This window comes from Pedobacter gandavensis (genome assembly GCF_032678465.1).
In the GTDB taxonomy this organism is placed as follows: domain Bacteria; phylum Bacteroidota; class Bacteroidia; order Sphingobacteriales; family Sphingobacteriaceae; genus Pedobacter; species Pedobacter gandavensis_B.
Window position 1 is genome coordinate 23113 of sequence record NZ_JAVTSK010000017.1, and the last position, 17069, is coordinate 40181.

Annotated in this window: 15 protein-coding genes; 11 read left to right on the forward strand and 4 right to left on the reverse strand. The window is 38.9% G+C overall.

All coding sequences use genetic code 11. The annotated features are described in order from the left end of the window. Positions 1–32 precede the first annotated feature (32 nt). From mutL to R2Q94_RS21705, 7 genes are all read left to right on the forward strand, one after another. Positions 33–1916, forward strand: a complete 1884-nt coding sequence (gene mutL, locus R2Q94_RS21675; RefSeq protein ID WP_316823569.1) for a DNA mismatch repair endonuclease MutL — start codon at positions 33–35, stop codon at positions 1914–1916. A 6-nt stretch (positions 1917–1922) separates the two neighbouring features. Beyond that, the gene (locus R2Q94_RS21680; protein ID WP_316823570.1) at positions 1923–2663 is read left to right on the forward strand and encodes a rhomboid family intramembrane serine protease; all 741 of its coding nucleotides are present in this window, start codon (positions 1923–1925) and stop codon (positions 2661–2663) included. Beyond that, positions 2656–3522, forward strand: coding sequence for a rhomboid family intramembrane serine protease (locus tag R2Q94_RS21685; RefSeq protein WP_316823571.1), 867 nt, complete (start codon positions 2656–2658; stop codon positions 3520–3522). The genes R2Q94_RS21680 and R2Q94_RS21685 overlap by 8 nt, the downstream gene beginning before the upstream one ends. Next, positions 3522–4634 (forward strand): endonuclease/exonuclease/phosphatase family protein, encoded by a 1113-nt coding sequence (locus R2Q94_RS21690; protein WP_316823572.1) that lies wholly within the window; start codon positions 3522–3524, stop codon positions 4632–4634. Before R2Q94_RS21685 ends, R2Q94_RS21690 begins: the two co-directional genes overlap by 1 nt. An 18-nt stretch (positions 4635–4652) precedes the next feature. Next, on the forward strand, positions 4653–6113 hold the full coding sequence (cysS, locus tag R2Q94_RS21695) for a cysteine--tRNA ligase (protein WP_316823573.1): 1461 nt from the start codon (positions 4653–4655) through the stop codon (positions 6111–6113). 149 nt (positions 6114–6262) lie between these two features. Next, positions 6263–7120 (forward strand): DUF4440 domain-containing protein, encoded by an 858-nt coding sequence (locus R2Q94_RS21700; protein WP_316823574.1) that lies wholly within the window; start codon positions 6263–6265, stop codon positions 7118–7120. A 184-nt stretch (positions 7121–7304) separates the two neighbouring features. Further along, positions 7305–8192 (forward strand): glycerophosphodiester phosphodiesterase family protein, encoded by an 888-nt coding sequence (locus R2Q94_RS21705; protein ID WP_316823575.1) that lies wholly within the window; start codon positions 7305–7307, stop codon positions 8190–8192. Between the two features lie 88 nt (positions 8193–8280). Here the strand turns inward: R2Q94_RS21705 and R2Q94_RS21710 are convergent, their stop codons facing one another. The 3 genes from R2Q94_RS21710 to R2Q94_RS21720 all read right to left on the reverse strand — a co-directional run bounded on the left by R2Q94_RS21710 (position 8281) and on the right by R2Q94_RS21720 (position 11223). Further along, entirely contained in the window at positions 8281–9243 is a 963-nt protein-coding gene (locus R2Q94_RS21710) for a MoxR family ATPase (RefSeq protein WP_316823576.1), read from the reverse strand. Between the two features lie 4 nt (positions 9244–9247). Beyond that, the gene (locus tag R2Q94_RS21715; RefSeq protein WP_316823577.1) at positions 9248–10606 is read right to left on the reverse strand and encodes a peptidylprolyl isomerase; all 1359 of its coding nucleotides are present in this window, start codon (positions 10604–10606) and stop codon (positions 9248–9250) included. Between the two features lie 62 nt (positions 10607–10668). Beyond that, on the reverse strand, positions 10669–11223 hold the full coding sequence (locus tag R2Q94_RS21720; protein ID WP_316823578.1) for a hypothetical protein: 555 nt from the start codon (positions 11221–11223) through the stop codon (positions 10669–10671). A gap of 145 nt (positions 11224–11368) precedes the next feature. Between R2Q94_RS21720 and R2Q94_RS21725 the strand changes: the two genes are divergently transcribed. Further along, on the forward strand, positions 11369–12097 hold the full coding sequence (locus tag R2Q94_RS21725) for a hypothetical protein (RefSeq protein WP_316823579.1): 729 nt from the start codon (positions 11369–11371) through the stop codon (positions 12095–12097). Then, entirely contained in the window at positions 12097–12675 is a 579-nt protein-coding gene (gene rdgB / locus R2Q94_RS21730; RefSeq protein WP_316823600.1) for an RdgB/HAM1 family non-canonical purine NTP pyrophosphatase, read from the forward strand. The genes R2Q94_RS21725 and rdgB overlap by 1 nt, the downstream gene beginning before the upstream one ends. On the opposite strand, the gene R2Q94_RS21735 is transcribed toward rdgB, so the two are convergent. After that, positions 12647–14953: an OstA-like protein gene (locus R2Q94_RS21735; RefSeq protein WP_316823580.1), complete on the reverse strand. Its 2307-nt coding sequence runs from the start codon at positions 14951–14953 to the stop codon at positions 12647–12649. The two genes, rdgB and R2Q94_RS21735, sit on opposite strands and share 29 nt — an antisense overlap. 194 nt (positions 14954–15147) lie before the next feature. Between R2Q94_RS21735 and tilS the strand changes: the two genes are divergently transcribed. Further along, positions 15148–16524: a tRNA lysidine(34) synthetase TilS gene (gene tilS, locus R2Q94_RS21740; RefSeq protein WP_316823581.1), complete on the forward strand. Its 1377-nt coding sequence runs from the start codon at positions 15148–15150 to the stop codon at positions 16522–16524. A gap of 57 nt (positions 16525–16581) precedes the next feature. Then, entirely contained in the window at positions 16582–17064 is a 483-nt protein-coding gene (locus R2Q94_RS21745; RefSeq protein WP_316823582.1) for a hypothetical protein, read from the forward strand. Positions 17065–17069 lie beyond the last annotated feature (5 nt).

The window sequence follows — 17069 nt, forward strand, 5'->3', positions numbered from 1 at the left end:
TTAAATTAGCAACCTTTACCAGAGAGAAATAAATGTCAGATATAATACAACTTTTACCGGATAGTGTAGCCAATCAAATCGCGGCCGGAGAGGTGGTTCAACGCCCGGCATCAGCCGTGAAAGAGCTTTTAGAAAATGCGATAGATGCAGGTGCAAACAAGATACAGTTGATCTTAAAAGATGCCGGCAAGGCATTGATTCAGGTGATAGACAATGGTTGTGGAATGAGTGTGACGGATGCACGTATGTGTTTTGAACGTCATGCCACTTCAAAAGTCAGAAAAGCAGCAGATTTATTTGCCATTCGTACAATGGGTTTCAGAGGGGAGGCAATGGCTTCTATTGCGGCAATTGCACAGGTTGAAATGAAAACGCGCAGACATGAGGACGAACTGGGAACAATGGTTCAGATCGAAGGTTCTGAAGTGATCAGTCAGGAACCAGTTGCCACTTCTGTAGGGACAAGTATTTCTGTGAAAAATCTCTTTTACAATACACCTGCAAGAAGGAATTTTCTGAAAAGTACCTCTGCAGAAATGCGTCATGTACTAGAGGAGTTTCAACGTATTTCTCTGGCGAATCCTGCCATAGCTTTCAGTTTACATCATGATGGGGTAGAAATTCATCGTTTGCCTGCTTCGGGTATGAAACAAAGAATTGTTCACCTGTTTGGTAATAGTTATAACCAACGACTGATTCCTGTAGAGGAGGAAACCAGTATCATTAACATAAAAGGTTTTATTGGAAAACCTGAATTTGCTAAAAAAACAAGGGGAGAGCAGTTCTTTTTTGTCAATAATAGGTATATAAAAGATGCTTATCTGAATCATGCAGTGAGTAAATCATATGAAGATTTATTACCTGATGATCATTTTCCAATGTATGTGTTGTTCATTGATATTGATCCGGCAAAGATTGATGTGAATGTGCATCCTACAAAAACAGAGATCAAATATCTTGATGAGAAATCGATCTATGCCATTCTTCATTCTGCAGTTAAGCGTTCTATTGGTAGGTTTAACATCAGTCCGACTATTGATTTTGATCAGGAAACCGGATTTAGTGGAATGATTACTCATAAAGCACCTGAAGAAATTGTGCCGCCGAGCATTAGCTTCAATCCGGACTTTAATCCTTTTGCTTCAGATAAACCGAGCAAAGAGCCTGCTACCACCTTTCCTAGAGTTGGAAATGGCAGTTCCAGAGATGCTAGTGCAGCCATTGTACCAAGTACAAAGGGTTGGGGTGCTTTATATGAAGTGGCCAATCATGTAGATACTGCGCAACAGGCAACAATTGAATTACCAGAGGCCGTGGTGGCGGCAGACCCTACCTTAGAGCCCGTGCAGAAACAACTGATGCAATTACATGGCAGGTATATCATCTCCCAGATTAAATCAGGATTGATGTTGATTGACCAGCAGGCTGCCCACGAACGGATTCTTTATGAACGCTTCAGCAAACAATTGGATGATCATAAAGGTGCTTCACAACACAGTCTGTTCCCTCAAACCGTTACCTTGACGCCGAATGATTTTGAATTGGCAAAAAGTTTAATGGAAGAGATTAAGAGCCTGGGTTTTGAAGTAAGAGAGTTCGGTAAAAACACCTTGATTATTGAAGGTATTCCAGTTGATTTGGTTAATAACAATGGGAATGAGACCAAATTGTTTGAGCAGTTGATTGAAGGTTTTAAAAGCTCTCAGCAAGAACTTAAACTAAGTAGAAGAGATGCCCTGGCCAGGAGTATGGCAAAAACGAGCGCCATAAAAAGCGGAGCCGTTTTAGGACAACAAGAAATGAATACACTGATTGAGCAGCTTTTTGCTTGTCAGACTCCAAACTTTAGCATTAGCGGGAAGCCGGTCATTCAAACCATCGGACTAACTGAATTAGATAAAAAATTTGATAAATAAGCTACGATGAACAATATCCACATCCCACCAGTTGTTAAAAACCTGCTCATTATTAATGTGTTGTTTTTTGCTGCTAAATACGTAATGAAAAATGCAGGAATTGACCTGGATTATATTTTGGGTGCATTTTATTTTGATTCGCAATTTTTTAGAATATGGCAGCCGATCAGTTATATGTTTATGCATGGTGATGTCATGCATATCTTTTTCAATATGTTTGCCTTGTTTATGTTTGGTGGCGTTATTGAAAGCAGGTGGGGGACCAAACGCTTTATCAACTTTTACCTGATCACCGGATTGGGGGCGGTAGCCTTACAAATGGGGGTGCAGGCATATGAAGTTTACCAAATTACCGGATCAGTGATGCATAATCCAGTGATGGTAGATTTGACCAGGGGAATGGCACAAGTGGCTGTTCCAGGTATTTCAGCGGAGGCCAGAGATACGTTGATCGGTATTTATGGCTTTCCAATGGTTGGCGCTTCCGGTGCTATTTTTGGATTGTTGGTTGCTTTCGGAATGTTATATCCTAATACGGAAATGTACATCATGTTCATTCCAATTCCCGTAAAAGCAAAATACATTATTCCAGTATATATTTTAATGGAACTATCTTTAGGCGTTGCACGTGTTCCCGGCGACTCTATCGCGCATTACGCACATCTTGGTGGTGCTTTATTAGGTTTTATATTGGTTAAATTATGGAAAGACAAGGACAATAACAGATTTTATCAATACTATGAATAAGTCTTTTTTTGAAGAACTGAAATACAAAGTATTTCAATCGGGGAATCCGGTATTTTTTTACATTGGGATCAATGTGCTGATCTTTGTGATTGTCGCATTTATGGGCATTCCTTTCTTTTTGTCGGGTATAGCAGCGGTTGATTTTCCTTCTTTTATCAGGGAATATCTGGGTTATCCTGCTTCGCTGGAGAAATTGCCAAGCCGGTTTTACACCGTAATTACGTATCAGTTCTTTCATGATGGATTCATGCATCTGCTGTTCAATATGCTCTGGTTGTATTGGATGGGGAAAATCTTTCTGGACTTCTTAAAACCAAGACAATTTCACTTTGTATACCTTGTGGGGGGGATGGCAGGAGCAGCATTGTATACCCTGGCTTATAACGTATTTCCGGTTTTTGCCGCTACAGTGGCAAATGCAACCGTGATCGGTTCTTCCGCTGCAGTAATGGCAGTGGTAGTGGCTACGGCAACATTGGTCCCTGATTACAGCATCAGATTGCTATTACTGGGAGATGTGAAACTAAAATATCTGGCGATGGCTTATATTGCGATGGAGCTCATTGGCCTGGCTTCGGCTAATGCCGGGGGTAGCTTTACTCATATTGGAGGTGCTTTACTTGGCTTTGTTTTTATTAAACTTTTACAGAAAGGGAAAGACTGGAGTAAATTGTTCAAAAGAAAACCAAAATTAAAAGTGGTGAGAAATGAACCGACAAATTCTACCTCAAATAAATCCAGACAAAATTCAGTAAACCAGCATGAAGTAGATGCGATTTTAGATAAAATTTCTAAATCCGGATATGATAAATTAAGTAAAGAAGAAAAGGAAACTTTGTTTAAGGCCAGCAAACATTAATGAAGCGATCAAAACCTACATTTTTTGATAAACTCGTTATTTTACTTGCTGTTTCTTTAGCGATAGCGCTATTGCTGGGCTTTCTTGCAGGTAGATTTGATCCCCGCGAATATCAATTGATCGCATTTTTTGGCCTGGCTTATCCTTTTATCCTCTTCCTGAATATAGCTATGGTAATCTGGTGGTTCCTGCGTGGACGATGGGTGTTTGCCACCGCTACCGTAGCCCTGATTCTAATAGGCTGGCAAGCTTTAACGGCTACTGTAGGTGTTTTTGGGGAAGCCGATAAAGGTCCCAAAGAAAATCCGAAGGCTTTCAGAATGATGACTTACAATGTCCATAGTTTTAAGCCTTATGGATTGGAAAATGTAGAATCAGTGAAGCAGCAAATGCTGGAACTGATCGAAAAGGAAAATCCGGATGTCATTTGTTTTCAGGAATACTTCACACGGAAAAAGGGTTCTTTTGACATTACTGATAGTCTAAAACGGATCCTAAAAACCAAACATTTTTATTTCGTCCCTTCGAGTTACAATGATTACGAGGCTACTGGCCTGGCGATCTTCTCCCGTTATCCGATAAAGGATACAGGAACGATTGCCTTCGGACCAAACTTTGGGGGGAATGCCAGCATTTATGTTGACCTGGAAGTGGACAAAAAGAAACTTAGGATATACAACATTCATTTGCAATCTATTTCTTTTGATAAACAGGATTATAGCTATATTGATAAAGTAGCCAAAAAGATGAATGCCGAGATAAAGCCTTCCAAAAGGATCCTTGTTTTGTTGAGAAATGCTTTTCTGAAGAGAAGTGGTCAGGTAGATATCATGAAAGCTCATATGGCCAAATGTTCGACTCCTTTTTTAATTGCTGGGGATTTCAATGATACACCAGCCTCCTATGCCGTTACTCAGCTGACAAAATCTTTAAATAATACTTTTCAGAAAGAAGGGACTGGCCTGGGAAGAACCTATAATGGTAAATTCCCTAATTTCCAAATTGACTATATTGCCACTACAAAAGACATCAAAGTGCTGAATCATCTGGTGATTCCCGCTAAATTGTCAGATCATTTTCCTGTTCGCAGTGATTTGATTTTAACACCCTAAAATTTTTACCTTTGCAAGATGAATACAGGCTTACAGCTCTACAATACCCTAACCCGTAAAAAAGAACTTTTTGAACCCTTAAACGCGCCTCATGTAGGTATGTATGTTTGCGGGCCTACTGTTTACAGTGATGTTCATTTGGGCAATTGTCGTACTTTCATTTCTTTTGATTTGATCTTTAGGTATTTGAAATATAGCGGATATAAGGTTCGTTATGTACGGAATATTACTGATGCTGGTCATTTGGAAGGAGACCGTGATGAAGGTGATGATAAATTTGCAAAAAGAGCAAAGCTTGAACAATTGGAGCCAATGGAAATTGTACAAAAATATACATTGGGTTTCCATGATGTATTGAGGATGTTCAATACCCTACCTCCAAGTATTGAGCCCACAGCAACAGGACATATCATTGAACAGATAGAAATGATTAAGGAAATCATGAACAATGGGTATGCCTATGAAGCGAACGGAACTATCTATTTTGATGTAGAAAAATACAGTAAAAATTATAACTATACTATTCTTACCAATAGAAATCTGGAAGATATGCTGGCCAATACCAGGGAACTGGGAGGGCAGGATGAAAAGCGTGGCAGGTTAGATTTTGCACTTTGGATTAAGGCAAAGCCAGAAACGCTGATGCGTTGGGCTTCTCCATGGGGTGAAGGGTTTCCAGGATGGCATATCGAATGTTCAGCAATGAGTGCGAAATACCTTGGGGCAGAATTCGATATTCATGGTGGTGGAATGGACCTTGCTGCAACACACCATACCAATGAGATTGCACAGTCCGAAGCTTGCAGTCATAAGCAACCAGCTAAGTACTGGATGCATACCAATATGCTGACTGTGAATGGAACCCGTATGTCAAAAAGTGCAGGTAACGGATTCTTACCAGAGCAATTGTTTGCTGGTGACCATGACTTACTTGAAAAGGGCTTTAGTCCGATGACGGTAAAATTCTTTATGTTGCAGGCTCATTATCGCAGTACACTTGACTTCTCAAATGAGGCACTTGATGCATCAGAGAAGGGATTCAAAAGACTAATGAATGCATTGAGTCTATTGGATAAATTAAGTCCCGCCGAAAGTTCTGATTTCGAAATCGATCCGATCATTGAGAATTGTATTAAAGCAATGAACGATGATTTTAACAGCCCTGTCGTGATCGCTGAATTGTTCGAAGCCAGCAGAATCATCAATACAGTTTATGATGGTAAAGGAAAGATTTCAATCATAGAGTTGGATAAATTAAAACAGTTGATGCAGGACTTCGTTTATGATATTTTCGGATTGAAGGACGAGGAAAGTTCCAATGTCGAATTGAATTCAGTGCTGGATATGGTGATCGACTTACGCAAGACCGCAAAAGAAAATAAAGATTACGCAACCTCTGACAAAATTCGTATTGGACTTCAAAGCATGGGAATCCAGCTGAAAGACAGTAAAGAAGGAACAACCTGGAATAAAGCCTAACAATGTTTAATTGTTAATTACTTTTAACTGCCAGAATTCTCAGAACTATTATATTCGTGTCAACATCCTGATCAGTCAGATTCTGGTGAATCAGGATGTTTACCACATACGTTTACCAAGAACAATTATTATTCAAATCATTTCAAATCATGATCAATAAAATCCTTTATACCGTAGTAGCCCTTTCTATGACTGTTGGCGCTTATGCCCAAAAATCGGATGGAACCACTAAATCTCTTGTGAAAGCAGAGAAAGAATTTGCAGAAAGTCTGGCAAAAAATGGCGCTAAAAATGCCTTTACTACGTTTTCAGCAAATGATGCATTGGTTTTCAGACCGAATCCAGTAAATGCAAAAACGTATTATGCTACGCAAGGAGATACTAAAGATTTGAGCTGGACGCCAACGTATGCAAGAGTGGCTAAAAGCGGCGACTGGGGTTTCACAACCGGTCCATTTATAGATAATGGTACAGAGAAGTCTTATGGACAATATTTGTCGATCTGGAAAGCCAAAGACGGTAAATGGGAACTGGCAATGGATCTGGGCGTTACGCATAATAAGCCATTGAAAAAATCCGAAGATTTATTTGTTGAGCCTAAGGAATTCTATAAGCCAAAATTTGCTACAGAGAAACAGAGGGCTGCAGGAGCAGATATCATTGCAACTACGGAAAAAACCTTAAATACGACTTTGAAATCTTATGGTCCAGTTGCTCTTTCAGGCTTCTTAAATCCCGATGCAAGAATATTGTTCCCTGGTTATGAACCGATCATTGGAAAAGATAAAGCGATGGCTTTTTACAATGGAATGATCAAGAACATGATACTTAAAACCACTAAAGTGGATAAAGCACTAGGTGGAGATATGGCCTATACCTATGGTGTTGCTACAATTGATTATAAAGCTGACCTTAGAGAAAGCTTTAATTATGTATTCATTTATGAACGTCAGGCAGATCATAACTGGAACTTGATTATGCAGGTTTTTACACCGGCAGAACGCTAGGTAAATGAATATATCATTATAAAAAAGGGTTTTTAAAGGTTTAATTTAAAAACCCTTTTTTATTTATCAGTAATTTAATCCTTTATTTTTAAATTTTAATCCTCTTTCGTTAGCGGTAAGGATAAGGATTGCAGCTGATCTACGTTATGAAGGATATTGAAATAATAATGAATAAGCATATTTAATGAAGAAACAAATACTAACCCTTGCGGCAATGTTCATTGCCATTCAGACCTTTGCTCAGAAATTTGATTTACAAGGCCAGAGAGGTGCCAGAGGTTTGATGCCTGAAAACACGATACCAGGAATGATTAAAGCCATAGAGTTTGGCGTAAATACGCTGGTGATGAATACAGTGATCTCAAAAGATAAACAAGTTGTACTTTCTCAGGAGCCTTATTTTAATGCAGAGATCAGTTTGAAGCCCGATGGCAAAGCCATCAGCTTAAAAGATCAGAAGAAATATAACATCTACAAAATGAATTATGAAGAGGTTAAGAAGTTCGATGTAGGGAGTAAAATTCACAACCGTTATCCCGGCCAGCAGAAATTCAGTGCCTATAAACCTTTATTGGGAGAAACGATAGATTCAGTAGAAGCATATGTTAAGTTGAACAGGTTGCAAAAGCCAAATTATAGTATTGAAACTAAACTGATTCCTAAAGGGGATGGAGAGTTCCAGCCGGAACCAGGAGAGTTTGTAGACCTGATTATGGAAGTTGTCAAAAGTAAGAAACTGGAGAAAAGAGTAACGATCCAGTCCTTCGATATCCGTACACTCCAATACCTTCATGAACACTATCCTAAGATAAAAACCGGATTATTGATTGATGAAAAGGAGAATTTTGAGAATAACATTCAGGAATTAGGTTTTAATCCCACTGTATACAGCCCATATTCGGTATTGGTAGGAAAAAGTCTCGTGGACCGTTGTCATGATGCAGGGATTAAGATTATTCCCTGGACGATCAATTCTACAAAAGAAATGAAATATTTAATAGGATTAGGTGTGGATGGACTAGTAACCGATTATCCGAACCTGTTTAAGGCAGCGTACTTAACAGAAAAATAAATGAGTTTATAAAAAAGCCTGTAAAAAGAGCGGCCTTGAAAATTTTCAAGGCCGCTCTTTTTGTATATCCAGATTAGCTAGCTGAGATTTAAAATAGGTTTTTAATGATTTGCTCTATGGAAAGGCCTTCCGCTTCCGCACGGTAATTTCGTACGATCCTGTGACGCAATATCGCTTCTGCTACCGCTTGTACATCTTCAATATCCGGAGAATATTTGCCAGAAATTGCCGCATGGCATTTCGCGCCGACCACAAGAAATTGAGAGGCTCTTGGGCCAGCACCCCAACTGATGTACTTGTTCACCTCTTCTGTGGCGAGTGAAGTATGTGGACGGGTTTTACTGGCCAGTTTAACGGCATATTCCACCACGTTATCTGCTATAGGGATGTTCCTGATCAGTTTCTGGAAATATTGGATTTGCTGAGCGTTAATGATTTTTTTCAGCTGGACATTCTGATTGCTGGTGGTGTTTTTAACAATGGTCAATTCCTCTTCAAAAGAAGGGTAACCTAAATGTACATGGAACATGAAGCGATCCAGCTGAGCTTCCGGGAGAGGATATGTTCCTTCCTGTTCAATCGGATTTTGCGTGGCCAATACAAAGAAAGGATTTGGTAATATATGTCTCTGTCCGGCAGCAGTAACCGCTTTTTCCTGCATGGCTTCTAATAAAGCTGCCTGTGTTTTTGGAGGTGTTCTGTTGATCTCATCTGCAAGGATGATATTCGAAAATATCGGTCCATGAATGAATTTAAAATTGCGGTCTTCTCCAAGAATTTCAGCACCAATGATATCGCTAGGCATTAAATCCGGAGTGAACTGGATCCTATTAAAATTAAGATCCAGTACATTGGATACCGTTTGAACCAGCAGGGTTTTTGCCAGGCCGGGAACACCAACCAGAAGGCAATGCCCATTACTGAAAATCGATATTAAAACTGATTTGACCACTTCATCCTGCCCAATAACCACCTTGCCAATCTCGGCTTTAATGTCTTTGTATAACTGATGTAAGGCGTCTACCGCTTTGATATCATTTTCAAACTGCATAGAATTATTTCTTAGAGGTTTGAGCCCAGATCTTCAATTCATCACATTGGTCATAATCTTCACCAATTCTGATGTAGGTGCTTTCTCTTCTTTTTTCAAACCACTCGCTTAAGGTACGGTCAACTTTAGCTTGTTGTGCTCTTTCTTTGAACTTTGAGTAATCTTGTTCCAGGTTACCCTTGTGTGGAGGTATTTTAGATTTTAAATACAATAATTTATAGCCTTCTTTACCATCCTGGCCAGTGAAAAGTACAGGTTTCGAAATATCGCCAACTTTCATCGTATCTACCACTAAAAATACTTTGGGATCAAGTTTATCTGCAGGGATGAAGGTGGTTCTAGCAGTTACATTATCTGCATAAAGGATCATTCCTCCATTGTATTGTGATTCTTTATTGTCTGAATATAAAGAAGCAGCGGTAGAGAAAGTAATTTTTTTGTCGACAAGGTTGTTGTAAATACTATCTGCCTGAAGTTTCACACGCTCCAAACTCGCTGGGGTAATTTGTGGGCGAATTAGGATGTGACGGGCCTGAACCTGCTCCCCACGGCGTTCGATTACTTGTAAGATGTGGAAGCCATGTTCAGTTTCGAAGACTGGAGAAACTTCACCAGCTTTCAATTTGAAGGCCCATGCTGTGAATTCTTTTACCATTCTGGTGCGGTCAAAGAAACCTAAGTCACCACCATCTGGTGCTGATCCCGGGTCTTCAGAGTATGTTTTTGCAAGGAAGCCAAAGTCTTCTCCACTCTTAACCCTTAATCTCAATGCATCAATTTTATCATAGAATTTCTGTTTCTCTGCTTTAGTCAGTTTTGGATGAAGTACAATCTCTCCCACCTCAAATTCTGTAGGAATGTCAGGTAAACTGTCTTTTTTGTACGAATCAAAGTATTTTTTTACCTCAAGAGGAGTGATGCTTACATCTTTTGTGATGTGTTGCTGCATGTTGTCAGAAATCAATTGTTCTTTAATATCGGGTCTGATTTCATCCTTGTATTGCAGGATGGAACGGTTTAGGAATTGCTCTAAACGTTCTTCACCACCCGCACGTTGGATTTGCATACGCATTCTTTTTTCGACTTCATTATCGACCTGATTTTCATCTACCGTAATTGAATCGATTTCTGCTTGTTGCTTCAGTAATTTTTGCGCAAGCATCTGTTGTAAAATATAGCATTTTACCTTTTCATCAGCTGGATTTCCAGAATTCAGGTACTGCGCATATTGCTGGTTCAGATCAGATAATAAAATGATATTATTCCCTAATACTGCAACAACTTTATCTATGTTTTTCTTTTGCGCCTGGGTGTTTAAAAACAAACAGATCAATCCGCCTGCAATCACTAAAAATTTCTTCATTCTATGTACGTTCAATTATATTCTTTTGCAAATTTAACATTAATATTCTTGAGGCGTTATGTTTACAATTTCGCCAGTTTTCTCAATTCCGCTTCATTCACTTTCACTGGATATCTTTCCCTTAGTTTGGAAACCCATTCTTTTTCCAGTGCCCTTTGATAATCTGCAATCACTGCTCCTTTTTGATCTTCAAAAGAACCATCGTTATAGAACGACTGATTTCTTTCATAGAAGTTCCGAAGCTGATGTACGTCATTTTGAGCTTTATCCCAAACTTTTATCTCAGATACATTAAACATGAGTACTGCATTTCTGTACTCATTGATGACCATGGAATAAGTTGCTTTCGGAATGGATCTTTTTTTCTGGGCCAGAGCGATTTCATAATCTTTTATTTCTGAAAGATAGGCAGTATCTCTGTCAAATCCCATTTCAATAGCGTCCAGTACTTTAAGTTTGAAATCCAGGTAGAGGTTTAAATAGTCTTCCAGTTCTTTAAATGCAGCATTTGCAGTTCCGGCATGGGTTTTCTTATATACCCACATAAATTCTTTACTACTTACAGGTTTCCCATTGATGCTGGCTACATTTTGTGCAAATGCGCTGGCAAAGGTCATACTGAAGAAGATAATGCAACAAGTTTTTCTCACAAAAGATATATGCTATATATATTTTAAGGCATAAAAGTAATAAATAAAGGCGCTATAATAAGATATTTAACTAATTTTAACAGAAAAAAGATTTCCATCAAAATCAGCATTAATGGGCAGTGAACTAACAACGAACGGAGCCGCTTTACGTTTATTTTTTACAGATGATATTTATTTGATTAAGGGGGAGGAAGGGTTTTCAACTGAAGAAGTGGTGTCGGCTGAAGTTCAGGTGTTTGTGTCTGATTCCGGGCTTGATCCAGTAAATGGAGGTCATCCGGAAATTACTCAGGAGTTGAATCCGGTAGGGAGTTCTGTTCCTGGAATCATCCCAATAATTCCTGCTGCTCAGGAAGAACGTTCTGAATTGCCAAGGACTAAGGAAACGATTCCTGTTATTCCAGCGGCTATAGTTCAGCCAAAACCAGCTCCAGTTCCAGCAGTGGAAACGCAAAAAGCATTTAAGTTTCTTGGGAAAAACAAGAAAAAAATCCTCATTCTGGTCAATGATCCTGATCATGAGGTAAGCGATGAAGCGGGTAGGGAGCTGTTACGAAAAATTGTAAAATCAATCAACTTAACTGCCAGTGATTTTGCCTTATTAAATTACGCAGCTCATCCGGGAACGAATTTTAACGAGCTACAGCAATATTTCTCGAGTGTTTTGGTTTTTGCTTTTGGCGTTTCTCCAGAAATGTTGGAACTGCCAGTACAAGCAGAAAATAAGCTCGTGATGGAGGGTGATGTTCGCTTAATTTTCTCGGAAGAACTTCGGAAGCTGGAACAGAATCCGGCAGGAAAGAAAGCATTATGGGGAAGCCTTAAACAATTGGGAATATGATTACTGAATTAGTATTTGCAACAAATAATAAACATAAAACAGAAGAGGTTGGCAAGTTATTGCAGGGCCAGTATAAAGTATTGTATCTGACCGACATCGGATGTACTGTCGATATTCCTGAAACGGGGATTACATTTGCTGAAAATGCAACATTAAAAAGCAGTTATGTAGTGGAGAACTACCACCTGGATTGCTTTGCCGACGATAGTGGTTTGGAGATTGAAGCTTTAAATCAGGAACCGGGAATTTATTCAGCGCGTTATTCAGGTATAAAGGATGATGCGACAAATTTAAAACTGGTGCTTCAGAAAATGGAAGGACAACGCAATAGAAAGGCCAGATTTAGAACGGTGGTTTCTCTCTTTAAAAACAATAAAAACTATCTTTTTGAAGGCATCATTAATGGGCAGATTGCTGAAAAACCAATCGGGACACAGGGTTTTGGCTATGATCCGATTTTTATTCCTGATGGGTATCAGGAGAGCTTTGCCGAAATGAGCATGGAACAAAAGAATGAAATCAGTCACCGGGCTATTGCTATGAGAAAGCTTATTGCTTTTTTGAAGGAACAACAATAGACTTCAGTGAAGAAGAATCAATAGCGGCTTTAACTGGAGCCGCTTTTTTTTGTGCTTCTTTTTTTATCGACTCTATTTTAGTGCTGTCCAATTTGATCGGCGCTGTTTTTTTAAGACTGTCTATTGCTGGAGTTGCCTTCTCTTTAATCACCTTTTTCAATGGCTCCTGTTTAGTGGAAATTGATTTTCCATCTTTTTCTGAAATAGGAGTAACTCCAGGATCAGGTGTACCATCTTCTTTCTTTTTTACCGGCAATTTCGGGCCTTTGGGTCTTTTTGCACCTGGCTTTTGTTTCGGTATGCCATTGATTACTTCCTTTTTAGACAAAGGCCTTAGTTCAGGTTTCCAAATGAATCCTGTTAAATAAACATCTTCTTTAAGCTCTTTGATCGGAATTCTTACCCCTTCAGTATCTTTAATGGTAAGGATCTCACTGATCTCTTTATTTTTAAATATGATTTTGATCCGGCTACTTACCGTTTGGTTCATTTCTGTGTAAATGCTGTCTTTTTCTCTGTTATAATAAACACTTTCGGCATTTCCATCTACAAACATTCTATTTAGTGAACCATTAAGGAAAAATCCGGTGATCAGTTTTCCTTTGATCTGATTGTACCTTACCGAATCCTGATTTACATTCACCATGAATGCGTTACCGATCACCTGGGAAGTATTTAATTGTTTGTCTTTTAGTCTCAAATAAATGGTGTCTCCTGTTTGTTGGGAACCTTCCGCCCATAATATAGGCTTGCCATACCAACGAAGTGTAGAATCTGAGGTCGTGTAAAATAAAGAGTCTGCTCTGGCCTGCATATTGGATTTATAGACCCTCACGTTGTGGTATGCCTTGATGATCCTGGTGGTGATGGTGTCAGCAGGATTAAATGGAATAGCATCTTTAGGTTTAGTTATCGTTGTTACTTTATTCTTAGCTGGAACTCCATTTTTGGCCTTCGCAATTGCAACAGGTTTTTTGTCGGTACTTGGTTTAGCCGTTGTGGCTTGTTTTGTGTTTAAGGAATCTTTGGTTGATGTCTTACTGACAGTGGGTTGAATCACCTCTGCGGCTTTTAGTACGGTTAGAATAGTACTATCGGCCAGCGCTGCCTTGACCTTGCCGACTGGAATTTCCTTGCCCTTGATGGGAATCTGATCGTTTTTCAAAGGAATATTCCCTTTCGTCAATGAATTCGGAGTACTGCTTAATTTGGTTTTTGAAGTGTCTGAAGGAACTACCGGAAGCGCAGCAACTGGTGTTTTATCCTTTTTCTGTGGCTCTTTTTTATTGGTACCAACCGAAATTTCAGGCTTTTTAGCGCCGATTTTTGGTTCTGCAGGTTCTTCTGCTTCTCCCATTTCATTGTCTTTTTTAAGTACAGGGGAGGAAATCAATTTTAATGTTTTGAGCAGTACCATTTGTGTTTCCAGGGTATCGGCACCTATCCATAAAGTATCAGGACGAAGTTTTTTGTTGACCATGATGGAGTCGCTGGTCCCGAAACCAGCATAAGCGTTTTTGGTCACCAGCGTACGCTGATCAATTTTATAATAATAACCCAGCTGGCCATTCAATAGGGTTTTATCTACTGTATCTCTAAAAACAATGTTCCTGACTGCCTTACCATATCCGGCAATGCCATCATAATATAAACTATCTCCTTTTAGTGATTTTGAATTGGTGGTATACAGGTTTTTCTTGCCGAAATATGCATACTGAGTCTTGGTATTGTAGGCGCCATTTTCTGTGTAAAGGTTGTCGTCTTTTCCTTTGATATTGGTTGGACCGTAAAAATAAGTCCAGTTAGTGAGGGTATTGTACCTTAGTGTGTCTGATTTAATCGTGGTTTCAGGAGTGACGACCACCACATCATAGCGGAAAAAAGCATCTCTGCTATTCGAAAAATACCAACCATTTTTACTGGTTAGCGTCACGTCTTTACTCACAATTTTACCACCGGTTACATAAGTACCTACTTTACTACCGAGGTTATAATCCAGGATGTTGGTGCTGAGAACCGACTCCTTATCGATCATTCTGACATTACTGGTCAGGTGTGCGTTTTTTGTATTCCCATCATAATTTAGTTTGTCTGAATAGATATTGATGGTATCCGCCTGGTTGATGTGTACGTTTCCAAAAGCATCAAACATATTTTTGGATTCATAAAAAATGGCACTATCACAAGCCAGTGTAGCATTGTCTTGCTGAAATATTGGACTTTTCAGGTAGGTCATATTGGTGTTCTTTTCTACACGAGCACTTTTTGAACCTTTCAATAAGATTTTAGTCTTCTGCTGGGCAATTAGCGAAAACGATAAAAGGAATAGAATAAAAAAAATAGATAGTTTCTGCACATTACAAAGTTAGTTTTTTGCTTACCATTTTCATCAGAATAAATTTTTGATTTATAAAAGCCTGGGTTCAGTATTGCTGATAAGGATTGCTCAGAAAAAATAGATATTTTTGAAAGATGTTACCTCTTCAAAATTTTAAAACTTATATCCGGCAAAACCAGCTTTTCTCTCATACAGACCGGATTCTTCTGGCGGTAAGTGGGGGAAGAGATTCAGTGTTAATGGCCCATTTATTTAAACTGGCGGGTTATCAATTCGGAATTGCGCATTGCAACTTTAATTTACGTGGAGAGGAGTCTGTTAGGGATGAGCATTTCGTGAAAATGTTGGCTGCTACACTGGAAGTACCCGTTTATGTAAAACATTTTCAAACGAAAAGTTATGCTACTGCAAATAAGATCTCTATACAGATGGCGGCAAGAGATTTGAGGTATCAATGGTTTGAGGAGTTAAGCGAGGCGGAAGGCTACGGTTATATTGCCCTGGCACAGCATCAGGATGATGCAATAGAAACCGTATTGTTGAATCTGACACGTGGTACAGGTATTGCTGGTTTACATGGAATTTTGCCTAAAAGAGGAAAGCTGATCAGGCCATTGTTGTTTTTAACGCGTACAGAGATCAATGATTTGATTGATGTTGAACATATTGATTATGTAGAAGACAGTTCTAACCTTTCTGCGAATTATGCCAGAAACAAGATCCGTTTAAAAGTAATTCCTCAATTAAAAGAGATTAATGCAAGTTTAGAATCTACTTTTCAGCAAAATATTCAACGTTTTGCAGATACGGAGCAGGTGCTGCAGCAGGTGGTCGCCAACTTACGTGATTCGATGTTTAGAACAGCCTATGATGGCATTTATCTGTCTATAGAAATATTGAAAAGTCTGAATCCACAGAAATTACTGATGTTTGAATTGTTCAAACCTTATCATTTTTCTGAAGCAGTGATTGGGGATTTGATCCAGGCCTTAGACAAACAAAGTGGAATTTCTTTTTTTAGTACCAGCCATCAGCTGACTTTAAACAGGGAAGAGCTGATTATTAGTCCGCTGAAAACGGAAGAAAGTACACAACATTTGCTTTGGCATTCAGCAGAGGATAAAATAGAAACACCAAATGGGACTATTAGCCGTGTCAGGTTGAGTAAAGCAGAGTTTGATAAAGATTACCAAATCGTAAAAGATCCAAATAAAGCTTATTTTGATGCGGATCAATTGATTTATCCTTTAGTTTTAAGAAGCCGGCAGGCTGGAGATCGCTTCAAGCCATTTGGGATGAAACATTACAAAAAACTCAGTGATTTTTTTATTGATGAAAAGGTTCCGGTTACTAGAAAGGATGCGGTACCAATTTTGCTAAATGGAAATGGAGAGCTGATTTGGGTAGCTGGAATGCGTCAGGATAATCGTTATAAGATCGGAGCTGCTGCGAAAAATATAACTATTTTGACTTATTCAGCGCCACATATTACAAATTCTAAACAATCTTAATCCGCTTGTTTTGCTATGCAAAGGAAAAAACAAGTAACTTTATTGAAAATTATATAGATGGGGAACCGATACGCATTTTTGGAGAAACAATATATAGGCCGTGATTACATCCGAATCTGTATTCGCTTGGTGATGTCGGCATTTTGTTTTGCAGCTTACGTTTATGAACGTGACCGTGACAATACCCAAGACTTATTTTTAGTAGTAGGTTTTGGAATCATTGGAGTCTCCATTATTTTGCTTTTCATGATTCAGTATAAAACGATGATTGAGGATAAAAAAATCATCATAGAAGGTTTATGGTCGGCCAGAAAGGTGGAAATCGATCTGAATACCATTAAGAGTGTAAGAAAAGATACTTATAGTAATTACCTGTTCAACAACCCTGTTTATAACCTTCACCGAAAAGGAAGTGTGCGCTTCTATTCCTCTGGAAAAGATGCGGTTGTGCTGACCGATCGTGATGGTTTTGAATACTTTATAGGTACCCAACGCCCCAACGAAATGTATCTGGTGATTAAAGACCAGATGAAATCTTAAATAAT